This is a genomic window from Bradyrhizobium yuanmingense (assembly GCF_025200905.1).
In the GTDB taxonomy this organism is placed as follows: Bacteria; Pseudomonadota; Alphaproteobacteria; order Rhizobiales; family Xanthobacteraceae; genus Bradyrhizobium; species Bradyrhizobium yuanmingense.
On sequence record NZ_CP104173.1, the window covers coordinates 6,627,769 to 6,643,149 of the forward strand.

At 65.3% G+C, this 15,381-nt stretch carries 13 protein-coding genes; 5 read left to right on the top strand and 8 right to left on the bottom strand.

Annotated features, from left to right (window positions below):
• Positions 1-49: 49 nt before the first annotated feature.
• Positions 50-1,015, bottom strand: a complete 966-nt coding sequence (locus tag N2605_RS30705) for an NAD(P)H-dependent flavin oxidoreductase (protein ID WP_260344597.1) — start codon at positions 1,013-1,015, stop codon at positions 50-52.
• Between the two features lie 108 nt (positions 1,016-1,123).
• On the opposite strand from N2605_RS30705, the gene N2605_RS30710 reads away from it, so the two are divergent.
• Positions 1,124-2,686 (top strand): AMP-binding protein, encoded by a 1,563-nt coding sequence (locus N2605_RS30710; RefSeq protein WP_260344600.1) that lies wholly within the window; start codon positions 1,124-1,126, stop codon positions 2,684-2,686.
• A 374-nt stretch (positions 2,687-3,060) separates the two neighbouring features.
• Here N2605_RS30710 and N2605_RS30715 read toward each other — a convergent pair whose 3' ends face one another.
• From N2605_RS30715 to N2605_RS30745, 7 genes are all read right to left on the bottom strand, one after another.
• Entirely contained in the window at positions 3,061-3,834 is a 774-nt protein-coding gene (locus N2605_RS30715) for a thioesterase family protein (protein WP_225126522.1), read from the bottom strand.
• A gap of 22 nt (positions 3,835-3,856) precedes the next feature.
• Positions 3,857-4,825 carry an NAD(P)H-dependent flavin oxidoreductase gene (locus N2605_RS30720; RefSeq protein ID WP_036021244.1) on the bottom strand — a complete coding sequence of 323 codons (969 nt, stop codon included), beginning with the start codon at positions 4,823-4,825 and terminating at the stop codon, positions 3,857-3,859.
• A gap of 271 nt (positions 4,826-5,096) precedes the next feature.
• On the bottom strand, positions 5,097-6,497 hold the full coding sequence (locus N2605_RS30725) for an aspartate ammonia-lyase (protein ID WP_225146318.1): 1,401 nt from the start codon (positions 6,495-6,497) through the stop codon (positions 5,097-5,099).
• A 30-nt stretch (positions 6,498-6,527) separates the two neighbouring features.
• Positions 6,528-7,070 carry a hypothetical protein gene (locus N2605_RS30730; protein ID WP_036021240.1) on the bottom strand — a complete coding sequence of 181 codons (543 nt, stop codon included), beginning with the start codon at positions 7,068-7,070 and terminating at the stop codon, positions 6,528-6,530.
• A 47-nt stretch (positions 7,071-7,117) separates the two neighbouring features.
• The gene (locus N2605_RS30735) at positions 7,118-7,720 is read right to left on the bottom strand and encodes a YqaA family protein (RefSeq protein ID WP_081492862.1); all 603 of its coding nucleotides are present in this window, start codon (positions 7,718-7,720) and stop codon (positions 7,118-7,120) included.
• Positions 7,721-7,766: 46 nt separating this feature from the next.
• Positions 7,767-8,171: a phosphoribosyl-ATP diphosphatase gene (gene hisE, locus N2605_RS30740; RefSeq protein WP_035997540.1), complete on the bottom strand. Its 405-nt coding sequence runs from the start codon at positions 8,169-8,171 to the stop codon at positions 7,767-7,769.
• Positions 8,172-8,288: 117 nt separating this feature from the next.
• A complete protein-coding gene (locus tag N2605_RS30745) occupies positions 8,289-8,648 on the bottom strand; it encodes a hypothetical protein (protein ID WP_225146317.1) in 360 nt (119 codons plus the stop codon).
• A gap of 227 nt (positions 8,649-8,875) precedes the next feature.
• Here N2605_RS30745 and N2605_RS30750 point away from each other — a divergent pair, with 227 nt between their 5' ends.
• From N2605_RS30750 to N2605_RS30765, 4 genes are all read left to right on the top strand, one after another.
• Positions 8,876-9,925, top strand: coding sequence for an ABC transporter substrate-binding protein (locus N2605_RS30750; protein WP_225146316.1), 1,050 nt, complete (start codon positions 8,876-8,878; stop codon positions 9,923-9,925).
• Between the two features lie 82 nt (positions 9,926-10,007).
• Positions 10,008-11,804 (top strand): glucan ABC transporter ATP-binding protein/ permease, encoded by a 1,797-nt coding sequence (locus N2605_RS30755; protein WP_057028254.1) that lies wholly within the window; start codon positions 10,008-10,010, stop codon positions 11,802-11,804.
• 189 nt (positions 11,805-11,993) lie between these two features.
• The gene (locus N2605_RS30760; protein WP_260344609.1) at positions 11,994-13,499 is read left to right on the top strand and encodes a D-alanyl-D-alanine carboxypeptidase family protein; all 1,506 of its coding nucleotides are present in this window, start codon (positions 11,994-11,996) and stop codon (positions 13,497-13,499) included.
• 190 nt (positions 13,500-13,689) lie between these two features.
• Positions 13,690-15,375: a long-chain fatty acid--CoA ligase gene (locus tag N2605_RS30765; RefSeq protein ID WP_035997514.1), complete on the top strand. Its 1,686-nt coding sequence runs from the start codon at positions 13,690-13,692 to the stop codon at positions 15,373-15,375.
• The last annotated feature ends 6 nt before the right edge of the window (positions 15,376-15,381 follow it).

Below are 15,381 nucleotides of genomic sequence, written 5' to 3' on the forward strand. Positions count from 1 at the left end.
GGCATGCGGGATTAACCCTGCCCGATCCCCTGTGGGAGAGGCGACGACGCTACCGCCCACCCGCTTCCCGATATTCGGCGATGGTCTGCGCAACGAGATCCTCGACCGCGAGCACATCGGTGACACCCGAGCTCGAATGCCCGCCGCTCCAGATATCGCGCCAGCGCTTGGGGCGGCTGTCGCGGGCGGCGACGTCGATATCCGCAGTGATATTGATCGCGCCGCGCGCCGGCAGATTGTCGGGATCGAGCCCGGCGGCCGCGATCGATGGCCTCAGCATGCTGGTCTGCAAGCCTGTGAACGCGGTGGTGAGCAAGATGTCGTCGGCGCTGCTCTCGACCAGCATCTGCTTGTGACGCTCGTCCGCCATGCTCTCACGCGTCGCGATGAACTTCGTGCCCATATAGGCGAGATCGCAGCCGAGCACTTCGGCGGCACGCAGCGCGCGACCGTCGCTGATTCCGCCCGCGAGCACGATGATGCCGTCGTAGAATGCGCGCACCGCACGGACGAAGGCGAACGGGTTGAGCCAGCCGGTCTGGCCGCCAGCACCGGCAGTGAGCAGGACCAGCCCGTCCGCCCCCGCTTCCGCGGCGCGTTCGGCATGGCGGATCGAGGCCACGTCCGCCAGCACCAGCGCGCCGGCATCGTGCAGCAGCTTCAAGACTGGCGCCGGCGAGCCGACCGACGTAATGACGATCTCCGGCTTGTGCCGCAGCAGCACGGCGAGATCCTGCTCCAGCCGCGCATTGGAGCGGTGGACGATCAAGTTCGGGCAAAGTGGCGCTGCCTTTCGCCCGGTTTGATCTTCATGCTGCCGCAGCCGCAGCTTGATTTCGGTCCGCCATTCATCGAGCTGTTCCGCGCCACGGCAATTCGCGGTGGGAAAGCTGCCGATCACCCCGTTGCGGCAGGCTGCAACCATGAGCTCGACGCCCGATACCAGAAACATCGGCGCCGCGATCAGCGGCAGAGCAAGACGATCGCGGAAGCGTTGCAGTCGATCTGATGGCATGCATGCCTCCCTCGCGCGGGCTTTGTGGTTTCCTCCCGCAGTCTCTGTGCTAGCGTCGTCAGCAACATTGGCACGCCATAAGCCGGTGACAAAGCAACGAGGAAACATATGCCTGATCCGCTCCACGCATCATCCCCGGCTTGTGCGCAGACGCTACGGGCGCTGTCGCGCTATCCCGACCGCATTGCTTTCGCCTGGCCCGAGGGATCGCTGAGCTATCGGGGTGCCATCGACCTGATCGGACGGATCCAGGGCGTGTTCATGCGGCTCGGCTTGGAGCCCGGCGCCCGCGTAGCCTTCCTCACCGCGAACCGCGCCGACAGCTGGTGCGCCGGCGTCGCCGCCCAATTGGCCCGCCTCTGCATCACCTGGCTCCACCCTCTGGGCTCGCTGGAGGACCAGCTGTTTCAGCTCGAGGATTCCGAAGCCGAGATGCTGGTGGTGGATGCGGCCGCCTTCCGCGACCGCGGCGGCGAGCTCGCCGCGAAGGCCGGCCGGCTCAAGGCGGTCTTCAACATGGGACCGGCCGGCTACGGCGTCGATCTGCTGGCGGCGGTCGAGAGTGCGGGGCACGCCAGCGCACAGTGCCTCGCCGGCTCCGACGATCTCGCCACACTGAACTACACCGGCGGCACCACCGGAAAATCCAAGGGCGCGCTGCGCTATCACCGCGAAAATGCCGGCGCCGCCGGCGCGATCCTGGCCGACTTCGAGATCCCCGAGGCTGCGCGCTACCTCACGGTCGCGCCGATCAGCCATGTCGCGGGCACGAAGGTGCTGCCGACCCTGATGCGCGGCGGCACCGTGCACATGCTGAAAGGCTTCGATCCCGAAGCCGTGCTGTCAACGATCGCACGCGAGCGCATCAACTTCACGCTGTTCGTTCCGACCATGATCTATGTGCTGCTCGATCAGCCCGCGCTCGGCAAGACCGACCTCTCCTCGCTCGAGCTCGTGCTCTATGGCGCCTCCGCGATGTCGCCGAGCCGACTGCTGGAGGGCATCGAACGCATCGGCCCTGTGTTCTCGCAGCTCTACGGGCAGACCGAATGCTATCCCGTCTCGGTGCTGCGCAAGGCCGACCACGATCCCCAGCGGCCGGAGCTGTTCCTGTCCTGCGGCTTCCCGATCGCGGCCTGCGAGGTCAAGATCCTCGACGACAACGACCAGGAGGTGAAGACGGGCGAGGCCGGCGAGATCTGCGTGCGCGCGCCGCATGTGATGGCGGAGTACTGGAAGCGGCCCGATATCACCGCCGAGACGCTGAAGAACGGCTGGGTCCACACCGGCGACATCGCACGTCAGGACGAGCGCGGCTACATGTTCATCCTCGACCGCAAGAAGGACATGATCGTCACAGGCGGCTTCAACATCTTCCCCCGCGAGGTCGAGGACGTCCTGTCGCAGCACGCGGACGTGGCGATGGTCGCGGTCGTCGGCATTCCCGACGAGAAATGGGGCGAAGCCGTCACCGCCATCGTCGTCCCGCGTGAAGGGACGAAGCCCGATCCGGACGAGCTGATCAACCTGGTGAAGACGCGAAAAGGCCCGGCGCACGCGCCCAAGCAGATCCAATTCGTCAAGCAATTGCCGATGACCGGGGTCGGCAAGGTCGACAAGAAGGTGCTGCGTGCGGGCTTCTGGAGCGGGCGGGACCGGATGGTGGGGTAAATACTCCGGAATTCTACGGTGTCGTTGTTGCTTCGGCACCACAGCCCGCAACGGAGTCTGCGACGGCGATGCCCGCGCAATTGCCGGCGAATCAGGGAATCAACTAGACCGCTGACGGGGCTGGGAAGCGGAGAGTGAAATGAGAGTCGCTTCCCTGGAAAGTGCAGTCGCCGCGATCACGTTGATCACGGCCATCATCGTGGTGCTGTGGGGGATCAAGATCTTCTACGGTGTGTGAACTGGCAGGATGCCCTGGTCGAACACGACCTTGCATCCCTTCCGCGGCGGCGGAAGTCTGCCGTTCAATCCCGCGATGCGCGAGATAGCTCTCACACGATCGGTGTCATCGCCCGGCTGATCGCACATAGCGCCTCTCACCGCTTCTCGATCACGAGGCTCTGCACCGCGCGGCCGAAATAGCCTTGGCGGTCGGCGAGGCGTGACATCGCAAGGCCCGCGCCGTCGGGGCCGATCCAGGAATCGCCGTCGAGCAGGATCCACTCGCCGACCGGCTGGCGTGCAAAGCTCACGGTGAGGTCGGCGTTGATGTAGGTCCAGGCGCGGAAGTCGAGCGTCGAGGCGGTGCCGTTGGAGAAATCGGCGGCGACCACGGCGCGCATCGCCTGCGAGACGGCCTCGCCTTCGATCAGCGGATGGTCGACACGAAACCAGATCGCGCCGGCGCCGGCCTGGCCGAAGCGGCCGCGCGCGGCGCGCATCGAGACCGATCGCACGAACGGGCTGGTGGCGGCGTGACCGTCCTCGACCAATGAATCCTCCGGCGACGGCAACGTGACCGGAAGTTCCTCGACCTCGTCGGGCAGCGTCAGCGCCTGGCGCCTGATCTTGAGCACGGTGGCGCCGACCACCTGCACGCCGTCGGCGACCAGCTTGATCCCGCAGAGCTGGATCTTGCGGCCCTCGCGCAAGATTTCGGTGGCGATCGTGAGCGGCGCCACCGGTACCGGGCGCATCAGATCGATGGTCACGCGCGCGACATCCATCGGCACCGCCGCAGGGATGCGCTCAGCCGCCCATGTCACCAGCGATGCCGGTGCCGAGCCGTGCTGCATGCGCCGGTCCCAGGGGCCGGCTGCATCGGGGCTGGTGACGACGTCGTTGCCGTCGACGCGGTAAATGGGGGGCATGCAGCACTCGATCTGGGTGCGATCACAACGGCGGATCGATCGCTTCGTCGTATTCCTTCTTGAAGCGCGCGATCAGCTCGGCCGCCGGCACGACCTTGTCGATGCTGCCGATGCCCTGGCCGCTTCCCCAGATCTCCTTCCAGGCCTTCGGCTTGGCGCGCTCGCCGGAGGCGTCGGTGCCGAAGTTCATCTTGGAGGGATCGGACGTCGGCAGATTTTCGGGGTCCATGCCCGCCGCCAGGATCGAGGGCTTCAGATAATTGCCGTGCACGCCGGTGAAGAGATTGGAATAGACGATGTCGTCGGCGCTCGAGCCCGCGATCATCTCCTTGTACTTCTCGACCGCATTGGCCTCCTTGGTCGCAATGAAGGCCGAGCCGATATAGGCGAAGTCGGCCCCCAGGATGCGCGCGGCGCGGATCGCCTTGCCGTTGCCGATCGCACCCGACAGCGCGATCGGACCGTCGAACCATTTTCGTGTCTCGGCCACGAAGGCCAGCGGCGAGATGGTGCCGGCATGGCCGCCGGCGCCGGCCGCGACCAGGATCAGGCCGTCGGCACCCTTCTCGATCGCCTTGTGCGCGAATTTCTGGTTGATCACGTCGTGGAAGACGATGCCGCCCCAGCCGTGCACGGCCTGGTTCAGCTCCTCGCGGGCGCCGAGCGACGAGATGATCATCGGCACCTTGTACTTGGCGCAGAGCTGCATGTCGTGGTCGAGCCGGTTGTTCGACTTGTGCACGATCTGGTTGACCGCGAACGGCGCCGACGGCCTGTCGGGATGGGCGCGGTCATAGGCCGCGAGCTCTTCGGTGATCCGCGCCAGCCATTCGTCCAGCAGCTCCGGCGGCCGCGCATTCAGCGCCGGAAACGAGCCGACCACACCCGCCTTGCACTGCGCGATCACGAGATCGGGCACCGAGATGATGAAGAGCGGCGAGCCGATCACGGGGATCGACAGGCGGCCCTTAAACAAGGCAGGCATGGACATTGCGGTACGATCCTCTCAGCCGGTCAAATTGAAGTTGGGAGCCATACCAACAAGGCAATCTTTCCACTGTCAAGTATTGCGTTTTGGCGCCGCAGCGGAGGCCATTGCCGCAATTCCAAGCAGCGGAATTCCTTCACCCGTCATTCCGGGGCGAGGCGGAGCGTCGAGCTATGATGCGCGATTGCGCATCATAGAATCCATCGGCCGTCAGCACGCGTGGCGAAATGGATTCCGGGCTCGCGCTCCGCGCGCCCGGAATGACAGCGACCGCCTACCCGATCAAATCCGGGTTGATCAGCCGCTCGAACGAGAACATCTCGTCCCACTTCTCCTGCGTCAGCAGCTTGCGTTCGGTCACGACGATCTGGTGCAGCGACTTGCCGGTCTTGTAGCCTTCGCGCGCGATCTCGGCGCATTGCTTGTAGCCGAGCAGCGGCTTCAGCACCGTGACGATGCCGAGCGAGTTCAGCACCATGTTGCGGGTGTGCTCCTCGTTGGCGGTGATGCCGACGACGCAATTCTCGCGCAGGCTGTTGACCGCGCGCTCCATGGTGCGGATCGAGAAGAACAGCGCGAAAGAGATCACCGGCTCCATCACGTTGAGCTGGAGCTGGCCGGCGCTTGCCGCCAGCGTCACCGTGGTATCGAGGCCGATGACGAGGAAGCTGGTCTGGTTGACGACTTCGGGAATGACCGGATTGACCTTGCCGGGCATGATCGAGGAGCCCGGCTGAAGCTGCGGCAGGTTGATCTCGTTCAAGCCCGCGCGCGGACCGGAAGCGAGCAGGCGGATGTCGTTGCAGATTTTCGTCAGCTTGCTGGCCGTGCGCTTGAGAACGCCGGAAAGCTGCACATAGGCGCCGGTGTCGGAGGTCGCCTCGACGAGATCGCCGGCGAGGATGAAATCGACGCCTGTGAGCGCGCTGAGGTGCCGGACGGCGAGCTTGGGATAACCGACCGCCGCCGTGACGGAGGTGCCGATCGCGGTGGCGCCGAGATTGATCTCGCGCAGCAGCGCGCGCGCTTCCGAGATGCGGTCGACCTCCTCGCCGATCGTGGTGCCCCAGCCCCGGAATTCCGCGCCGAGCGACATCGGCACCGCGTCCTGCAGATGCGTGCGGCCCATCTTCAGCACCCGCTCGAACTCGCGTCCCTTGGCGAAGAAGGCTTCCTGGAGCTGACGCAACGCCGTCATGTAGCTCTTGAGCCGCAGGATCAGGGCCAGCCGAAAGGCGGTCGGATAGGTGTCGTTGGTGGACTGGCCGTAATTGACGTGATCGTTCGGACTGACGTGCTGGTAGTCACCCTTGGCAAAGCCGAGCGATTCCAGCGCGAGGTTCGCGATCACCTCGTTGGCGTTCATGTTGGTCGACGTGCCGGCACCGCCCTGGATGAAATCGGTGACGAACTGATCCATCATGTCGCCCGCGATGACGCGGTCGCAGCCGAGGATGATGGCGTCCGCGACCTTGGCGTCGATCGCGCCGAGGTCGCGATTGGCCATCGCGGCGGCCTTCTTGACGTAACCGAGCGCCTTCACGAAGTAAGGCTCCTGGTTCATCGGAATGCCGGTGATGTGGAAGTTCTCCTTACCCCGGATGGTCTGGACGCCGTAATAGATGTCGTCGGCGATCTCACGCTGTCCGAGGAAGTCCTGCTCCGTGCGGCTCATGGGCGCTCCTTGGTTCTCGCGCGCCGGCCTTCAGTTCTGGCACAGCGCGCTGGTCACGAAAGTGTCGGTGCGGCAGTCGTCCGGTTTACGTTGCCGGCCCGGGATCAGGACCTTGGCCGAGCATTTTTCCGCGGAGTCGGCGTTCAGGCTCTTGCCTTCCTTGTAGCCCTTGCCCTGGCAGAGCTGGTCGGCCGCCTGCTTGCAGTCGGGCGCGCCGTTCGCAGAGACCGGGCAGATCACGCGCCCCGACACCATGGTCGAAGGCTTGGCCAGCCGCGACAGGTCATCCATGGTTTCACTGGGGCTTTTGATCGGCGGCAGGATCGAAGGCAGCTTGTCGAACAGCTTGCCCATTTCGTTGATCAGCCCGGGATTCTCCTCGCGCGCCGGCGGCGCCGAGGGAGCGGGCGTCGATGGCGACGGGCCGGCCTGCGCTCCCTGCTGCTGAAGGCCGAGCGCCGGCGGGGCGGATTGCGGCCGGGCCGTCCCTCCGGCAGCGAGCAGCAGCAGCAGCAGCGCTGTCGACATCAGCGTCCCATGCCGTGCCGCCGGATTGCCGGATCGAACCATCATGACGACAACCGTAGCCGAAGCCGGCGCGGCGGCAAAGCGCCGCGGCTCTAGATCAGCTTGATGGCGATAACGAAGCCGAGCACCAGCACGATCGCGCCGAGCGCGACCCACAATCCGAGATGCCGCTCGATCCTGACCCGGATCCAGTCACCGTAGCGGTTGAGCAGGATCGCGACGACGAAGAAGCGTCCGCCGCGCGCGACGATCGAGCACAGGACGAACAGGAGGATGTTGTAGCCGGCAAAGCCCGAGGTGATGGTGACGAGCTTGTAGGGGATCGGCGTCAGTCCTTTGAGCAGGATGATGACCGCACCCCATTCCGCATAGGAGGCGCGGAAGGCGTCAACCTTGTCGGCGAGGCCGTAGACCTGGATCAGCCACTGGCCGACCGAGTCGAACAGCAGCGCGCCGATGGCGTAGCCGACGACGCCGCCGAGCACCGAGGTCACGGTGCAGATCGCGGCATAGAACCAGGCGCGCTGCGGCCGCGCCAGGGACATCGGAATCAGCATCACATCCGGCGGGACCGGAAAGAAGGAGCTTTCGGCGAAGGACACGATGCCCATGATCCAGAGCGCATAGGGCTTGTGGGCGGCGTCGATGCACCAGTCGTACATTCGTTTCAGCATGGCGCCGCGATGAAGCACCATGGGACGGATTTGTCCATCGCCAGTTTTTGAGCGATTTGTGACGCTTCTAGTGGCGCTTGCGCGCGGCACGGCCGTCGAGCGCGACAATAGGCCGCCGCGAGGCTATGCGCGGTGACGCGACTTTGGGCAATTTCGGCGGCGACTTCGGCAGTTTCTCGGCAATTCCGAGCATGTCCTCCCGCCGCGTCATTTCCCGCCAGACGTCCTCGGGGCGCACTCCGGCCGAAGCCCACAGCACGGTGAGATTGTAGAGCAGGTCGGCGCTTTCCCGGATCACGGCCTCGCTATCGCCATTGACCGCATCGATGACGACTTCGATGGCCTCTTCGGCGAGCTTCTTTGCCATTTTTGAGGGCCCACGCTGAAACAGCCGGGCCGTGCGCGATGTTGCCGGATCAAGGTCTCTGGCCGCGAGCACAGCCAGATATAGCCGCTCAAGCGAATCACTCATGGTACGCAAAACTACTCGAAACAAATGGCCGGCGTGTTAACACGCGGCAATGTAAGCAAAAAACAGGCCGCCGCGGCAAGCGCGACGGCCTGTTCGTCGATCAGAATGGCCGATCCGTCAATAGCAGCTGTAGCCGGAATAGCCGTGGGCGCAGGGGTTCTTGTAGCCGCCATAGGTGTAGCGGCGGCCCGAGTCGTAGTAATAGGAACCATAGCCGGGGCCGCTGTAATAGACCGGGCCGCCCTCGTAATAGTAACCCGGACCCGGATCATAGGCGTAGGCATTGCGGCTGGCTGCGATCGCGAGGCCGGTCGCGGCGAGGCCGAACATCGCGGCAGCAGCGGCGCCGCCGCCACCGCCATGCCAATGACGACCGCCAGCGTAAGAGGCGGTGGGTGCAGCGGCAGTCAGGGCCACCACGGCGGCCGTGGCCAGAACGGCCTTGCGGCCGACGAACTTCGAAAGGCTGTCAAACATGATCTGGACCCTCCTTGGGACCTCGGATTGTGCCTGACGACAGGCTGATGTCTGTCAAACACTCACCACCTAAGTAGGTTCCCCAATCCCAACACAAGCTGAACGGGGTTGCGTAACGATGCCGCAAGCCCGCTCATCCGCCGTTCATGTTCGCGCGCGCACGTTCGTCGCGGGCCGGCGCTTGCCAAGCGTCACGAAACCATAACATTGCGGGGCCGGCGCGACCGATGTCCGGATTCAAGACGATCGCCCTTCAATGCCTGTTGGCCCTTGCAATCGCGTTCACCGCATCGACGGTGCGCGAATGCATTGCGGCCGAGAGCGGCACTCCCTCGACCGCCATCCGTTTCACCTTCGACCGTCCTATCGATGCGAGCATGGCGCCATTCTTCCTTGCGGCGAAGGACGGCAGGTTCGGCGCCGAGCATCTCAACGTGTCCTTCAACAGCGCGAGCGGATCGCCAGAGGCGCTCGCACGGCTCGCCAAAGGCGACAGCGAGCTCGCGCTCGTCGACATCAACGAGCTGATACGCTTTCGTGACAAGGACGACGCGGCGCCGGTCAAGGCCGTGTTCGTGCTGTTCGACCGCGCGCCTTACGCGATCGTCGCGCGCAAAAGCCGCGGCATCCGTCTCCTGCCCGACCTCGACGGCAAGACCGTCGGCGTTGCCGACGGCGATCTGTCGATGCGACTGTGGCCGGCGCTGGCGCAGCAGAACGGCATCAAGGCATCGCACGTCAAATTCCACAAGATCAGTGCCGCGGTGCGCGAGCCGATCCTGTCCGCAGGACAGGTCGATGCCGTCGCCGGGTTCAGCTATCTCTCGGCGGTGAACCTGCGCGATCGCGGCGTACCCGAAGCCGATCTCGTCGTGCTGCGCTATGCGGACTACGGCTGTGAGGCCTACGGCTTTGCCGTAGTCGCCAACACCGCCTTCGCCGCAGCGAAGCCGGATGCCGTGAAAGGCTTCGTCCGCGCCTTGATTGCGGGCATCACCGCGACGGCCAGGGAGCCGGCGCGTGCGGCGGAGGAGGCCGCGAGCCGCATCGACGACGGCGACCGCAATTTGGAGCTGAAGCGCCTGCACGCGGTCCTTGCCGACAATATCCTGACCGACGAGGTCAAGCGCAACGGCCTCGGCGGCGTCGAGCCGGCGCGCCTGGAACGTTCGATCGATCAGATCGCGCGGGACTTCAAATTCCGCAAACGGCCGACGGCTCGCGACGTCTTCGACGGCCAGTTCCTGCCACCGCTGGCAGAGCGGCTGATCAACTGAGCAAAACTGAAAGCTTGCGCTGTATCTCGCGGCGGTCCCTGCTTAGAATGTGAGCTCCGTCGTCACCGAGTCCCCCGCCCGCATGTCCATTCTCCGACTCTACACCCGCGTTCTTGAGCTGCTCGGCAAGGAGGCGCGGCTGGGCTGGCTGCTCGCGGTCGCCAACCTCCTGCTGGCGGGATCCCAGTTCGCCGAGCCCGTGCTGTTCGGCCGGATCGTCGACGTGCTCTCGGGTAAGACCGTGGCCGGCTCGAGCTCGGCCTGGCCGTTCCTGGTCGCCTGGGTCGCGTTCGGACTGTTCACCATCGTCTGCAGCGCGCTGGTGGCCTTGCAGGCCGACCGGCTCTCGCATCGTCAGCGCCAGGCGGTGCTGACCGACTATTTCGAGCACATCCTGCAGCTGCCCTTGACCTTCCACTCCGGCACCCATTCCGGCCGGCTGATGAAGGTCATGCTCAACGGCACGGACGCGCTGTGGCGGCTGTGGCTCGGCTTTTTCCGCGAGCATTTTGCCGCGATCCTTTCGGTCCTGGTGCTGCTGCCGTTGTCGCTCTACCTGAACTGGCGGCTGGCGATCCTCCTGTTCGTGCTCTGCATCGTCTTCACGGCGCTGACCACCTTCGTGGTGCGCAGGACCTTCGGCATGCAGATGGCGGTCGAGGAGCACTACAGCGAGCTCTCCGCGCGCGCGTCTGATGCGCTCGGCAACGTCGCGCTGGTGCAGAGCTTCGTGCGCGTCGAATCCGAGGTCAAGGGGCTGCGCTCGGTCGCCGACGAGCTGCTGGCCGCGCAGATGCCGGTGTTGTCGTGGTGGGCGCTGGTCACGGTGATCACGCGCGCCTCCACCACCATCACGGTGCTCGCGATCTTCACCCTCGGCATCGCGTTGCACGACCAGGGCCTGACCTCGGTCGGCGAGATCGTGATGTTCGTGAGCTTCGCGACGCTGCTGATCCAGAAGCTCGAGCAGGTGGTCAGCTTCATCAACAACGTGTTCATGGAAGCTCCGCGGCTGCGCGAGTTCTTCAATGTGCTCGACGCCGTGCCCGCGGTGCACGACCGGCCCGACGCAATCGATGCCGGCAGGCTGTCGGGCCTCGTCGAGTTCAACGACGTCACGTTCTCCTATGACGGCAAGCGGCCGGCGATCGAGGACCTCACCTTCACCGCGCTGCCGGGCCAGACCATTGCGCTGGTCGGCCCGACCGGGGCCGGCAAGTCCACCGCGATTGCGCTCCTGCACCGGGCCTTCGATCCGCAATCCGGCGTCATCAAGATCGACGGCATGGACGTGCGCGGCGTCACGTTGACCTCGCTGCGGCGGAACATCGGTGTCGTGTTCCAGGAAGCGCTGCTGTTCAACCGCTCGATCGCGGAGAACTTGCGCGTCGGCAAGCCGGATGCGACCGAGGCCGAGATGCGTAAGGCGGCGGAGCGCGCGCAGGCGCTGGAATTCATCGAACGCAGCGGCGGCTTCGAGACCAATGCCGGCGAGCGCGGCCGCATGCTCTCCGGCGGCGAACGGCAGCGGCTCTCGATCGCCCGCGCCCTGCTGAAGGACCCGCCGATCCTGATCCTGGACGAGGCGACCTCCGCGCTCGACGCGGTCACCGAGGTCAAGGTGAACGCCGCTCTCGACGAAGTGATGAGGGGCCGCACCACCTTCGTGATCGCCCATCGCCTCTCCACCATCCGCAACGCCACGCGGATCCTGGTGTTCGAGAATGGACGGGTGATCGAAACCGGAACTTTCGATGAACTCGTGGCCAAAGGCGGCCATTTTGCCGAGATGGCCAAGGCCCAGTTCATGGTGCAGGAGAACGCACGGGCCAGCGTGACGGCCGCCGAGGCTGCCGCGACAGCTGCCAAATCCCCCTAGCAAGTCCCGAGAGGACCGTCGAAATTCGGCCTACTTCGTTGCGGAATACCGCGCCGATCCCCCTATTCTCGACGCACCAGCCGGTATAGGTTTGCGACGCCGCAAGCGGCGGCGCTGGATTTCAGAACCGACAATCAGATCACGAGAACCGGCCGTATCAGGCGGATCTCCAAGGACCGGAATCGGATAGTGCACGCCCTTCGCCCGCTGCTTCGCAAATCCCTGTTCAACCTGTTCGCTGCGACGCTCGCCTGTGCCGCGACGCTCGCGCCGCGCACGGCGAGCGCCGAAGCGCTCCTGCTGATCGAGGCCGACAGCGGCAAGGTGCTGCAGGCCGAAAACGCGACCCTTCCCTGGTACCCGGCCTCCGTCACCAAGATCATGACCGCCTATGTGACGCTGAAGGCGGTCAAGGACGGCAGGCTGACGCTCGACACGCTGCTCACGGTGTCGCCGACCGCGGCCTCGCAATCGCCATCGAAGATGGGGTTCCGCCCGGGAACCCAAGTCACCGTCGACAACGCGCTGAAGATGATGATGGTCAAGTCGGCGAACGACATGGCCGTGGTGCTCGCCGAAGGCGTCAGCGGCTCGGTCGACGGCTTCTCCGCGGTGATGAACGACACCGCGAGGAAGCTCGGCATGGCGCAGACGAGCTATGTCAATCCAAACGGCCTGCCCGCCGAAGGCCAGATCACCTCTGCGCGCGACCTCGGCATCTTGGCGCGGTCTTTCCTGCGCGACCTGCCGGAATACGAGTACTACATGCATATCCCGGCGATCCGCTTCGGCAAGCGCGTCACCGGCAATTTCAACAAGCTGATCGGCCGCTATCCCGGCGCCGACGGGTTCAAGACCGGCTTCATCTGCGCCTCCGGCTACAACCTCGTCGCCTCGGCCACGCGCAACGGCCGCCGGCTGATCGCGGTGGTGCTCGGTGCAAACTCCGGCACGGCACGCGCGGTGAAGGCGGCGCAGCTCCTGGAGCGTGGCTTCGCTCCGGACAACCTCACCTGGCTGCGCCCCTCGCTCGGCACGGTCGACAATCTCGTGCCGGTCGATGCCACGCCGCCGAACCTGCGCGACGAGATGTGCGGACCCAACCGCAAGCGGCCGGCCAGCGACGACGACGATGCGCTGATTGCGGCCAGTGGCGGCGCGACCGGATCGGGCTCCGCCACCGGCGGCGCGGCCCAGTTCACCTTCTTCACGGCAGGCCTGCAGCCGCCGCTGATGAAAGCTTCCGAGCTGATGGCCTCGGCTGCGGCTCCGACCGAGCCCGTGCTGGTCTATACCGGCCCGACCCGCACCGGCACCGCCCTGATTGCCGCTGTGGCAGCCGATGCCGACCAGCAGGCCGCGTCCAAGCCGCGCGCCAAGAAGCCGCGCGTCGCCAAGAAGCCAGACGCCGCCGACAAGCCGGCCGATAAGCCCAAGGACACCAAGACCGCGGCGGCCAAGCCGGATGCCAAGCCGACTGACGGCAAGGCGGCCAAGCCGGCCACGCCCCAACCGGCCGCAACCAAGCCGGCTGGCGCCAAGCATGCCGCGACCAAGCCGGATGCGGTGGCGAAGCCCGCCGAGAAGCCTTCGGCCGGCGGCGATCAGGCGGCGAAGCCCGCCAAGCCCAAGGCAGCGACGACCCCCGCTGCGACGAAGCCTCCCGCCGCGGCCAAGCCGGCCAACAACAGTTAACGCCGCTCGGCACTAAACCGCAGCCCCGCTTCGCACCTGCGGCAGCACCGTTTTGCGACGATTCCAGTAGCGACGGCCCGACCTTTGCCCTAAGCCACGACGGCTTGCCACCCGTTCCGGCAAGCTGGATACTGGCGACAACGAGGCAAGCCCGAGAACAACGGGCCCTGGTCAATGAGGGGAGTCTTCCATGGAGCGCATCTGGCTCAAGCAATATCCGCCCGGCGTGCCTGCCGATATCGAGCCGACGCAATACGCATCGCTGGTCGACCTGCTGGAGGAGAGCTTCACCAAGTTCGCCGACCGCAAGGCATTCATCTGCATGGACAAGTCGATCAGCTATCGCGACCTCGACCAGATGTCGGTCGCGCTTGCCGCTTACTTGCAGGGCCGCGGGCTGCAGCGCGGCGCGCGTATCGCCATCATGATGCCGAACGTGCTGCAATACCCGGTCGCGACGGCCGCCGTGCTGCGCGCCGGTTTCGCGGTGGTCAACGTCAACCCGCTCTATACGCCGCGCGAGCTCGAGCACCAGCTGAAGGATTCGGGCGCCGAAGCGATCATCGTGCTGGAGAACTTCGCCCACACCGTCGAGCAGGTGATCGCGAAGACGCAGGTGAAGCACGTCATCGTCGCCAGCATGGGAGACCTGCTCGGCTTCAAGGGCGTGATCGTCAACCTCGTCGTCCGCCGGGTCAAAAAGATGGTACCGGCCTGGTCGTTGCCGGGCTCGGTCTCCTTCAACGACGCGCTGTCCGCCGGCCGCGGCATGACGTTCAACAAGCCGAAGCTGTCGCCCGGTGACGTCGCCTTCCTGCAATATACCGGCGGCACCACCGGCGTCTCCAAGGGCGCGACGTTGCTTCATCGCAACATCGTCGCCAACGTCTTGCAGAACGATGCCTGGCTGCAGCCGGCGCTCGCTTCTCCGCCGCATGTCGAGCAGCTCATGATCGTCTGCGCGCTGCCGCTCTATCACATCTTCGCGCTGACGGCCTGTTATCTGCTGGCTGTGCGCGCCGGCGGCTGCAACCTGCTGATCCCGAACCCGCGCGACATACCCGGCTTTATCAAGGAGCTGGCGAAATACCAGGTCAACACCTTCCCGGCCGTGAACACGCTCTACAACGCCTTAATGAACCATCCCGACTTCAAGAAGCTCGACTTCTCCAAGCTGAAGATCTCGAACGGCGGCGGCATGGCGGTGCAGCGCCCCGTTGCCGAGCAATGGAAGAACATCACAGGCTGCAGCATCGCCGAGGGCTACGGCCTGTCGGAGACGTCGCCTGTCCTGACCTGCAATCCGCCCACGGCGACCGAGTTCGCCGGCTCGATCGGCATCCCCGTGCCGTCGACTTACATCTCGATCCGGGACGACGAGGGCAACGAGGTCCCGCTCGGCCAGGCGGGCGAGATCTGCGCCAAGGGCCCGCAGGTGATGTCCGGCTACTGGAACAGGCCGGAAGAAACCGCCAAGGTGATGACCGCGGACGGCTATTTCCGCACCGGCGACATCGGCGTGATGGATGAGAGGGGCTATATCAAGATCGTCGACCGCAAGAAGGACATGATCCTGGTCTCCGGCTTCAACGTCTATCCGAACGAGGTCGAGGAAGTCATCGCGAGCCATCCAGGCGTGCTCGAATGCGCCGTGATCGGCATCCCCGATTCCAAGTCGGGCGAAGCGGTGAAGGCCTTCGTGGTGAAGAAGGACCCGAACCTCACGGCGGATGCCGTGATCAAGTTCTGTCACGACCAGCTCACCGGCTACAAGGTGCCCAAGCACGTCGAATTCCGCAATGACCTGCCGAAGACCAATGTCGGCAAGATCCTGCGTCGGCAGCTGCGCGACGAGAAGAAGGCGGAGGCGGCGTAAGGCGCG

What these genes read in the sequence shown, in the direction of transcription:
- N2605_RS30730 (WP_036021240.1), bottom strand. Translation starts at nt 7,070, where the DNA reads ATGATGGTTCGATCCGGCAATCCGGCGGCACGGCATGGGACGCTGATG.
- N2605_RS30705 (WP_260344597.1), bottom strand. Translation starts at nt 1,015, where the DNA reads ATGCCATCAGATCGACTGCAACGCTTCCGCGATCGTCTTGCTCTGCCG.
- N2605_RS30720 (WP_036021244.1), bottom strand. Translation starts at nt 4,825, where the DNA reads ATGTCCATGCCTGCCTTGTTTAAGGGCCGCCTGTCGATCCCCGTGATC.
- N2605_RS30725 (WP_225146318.1), bottom strand. Translation starts at nt 6,497, where the DNA reads ATGAGCCGCACGGAGCAGGACTTCCTCGGACAGCGTGAGATCGCCGAC.
- N2605_RS30710 (WP_260344600.1), top strand. Translation starts at nt 1,124, where the DNA reads ATGCCTGATCCGCTCCACGCATCATCCCCGGCTTGTGCGCAGACGCTA.
- N2605_RS30745 (WP_225146317.1), bottom strand. Translation starts at nt 8,648, where the DNA reads ATGTTTGACAGCCTTTCGAAGTTCGTCGGCCGCAAGGCCGTTCTGGCC.
- N2605_RS30735 (WP_081492862.1), bottom strand. Translation starts at nt 7,720, where the DNA reads ATGGTGCTTCATCGCGGCGCCATGCTGAAACGAATGTACGACTGGTGC.
- N2605_RS30765 (WP_035997514.1), top strand. Translation starts at nt 13,690, where the DNA reads ATGGAGCGCATCTGGCTCAAGCAATATCCGCCCGGCGTGCCTGCCGAT.
- N2605_RS30750 (WP_225146316.1), top strand. Translation starts at nt 8,876, where the DNA reads ATGTCCGGATTCAAGACGATCGCCCTTCAATGCCTGTTGGCCCTTGCA.
- N2605_RS30715 (WP_225126522.1), bottom strand. Translation starts at nt 3,834, where the DNA reads ATGCCCCCCATTTACCGCGTCGACGGCAACGACGTCGTCACCAGCCCC.
- hisE (WP_035997540.1), bottom strand. Translation starts at nt 8,171, where the DNA reads ATGAGTGATTCGCTTGAGCGGCTATATCTGGCTGTGCTCGCGGCCAGA.
- N2605_RS30755 (WP_057028254.1), top strand. Translation starts at nt 10,008, where the DNA reads ATGTCCATTCTCCGACTCTACACCCGCGTTCTTGAGCTGCTCGGCAAG.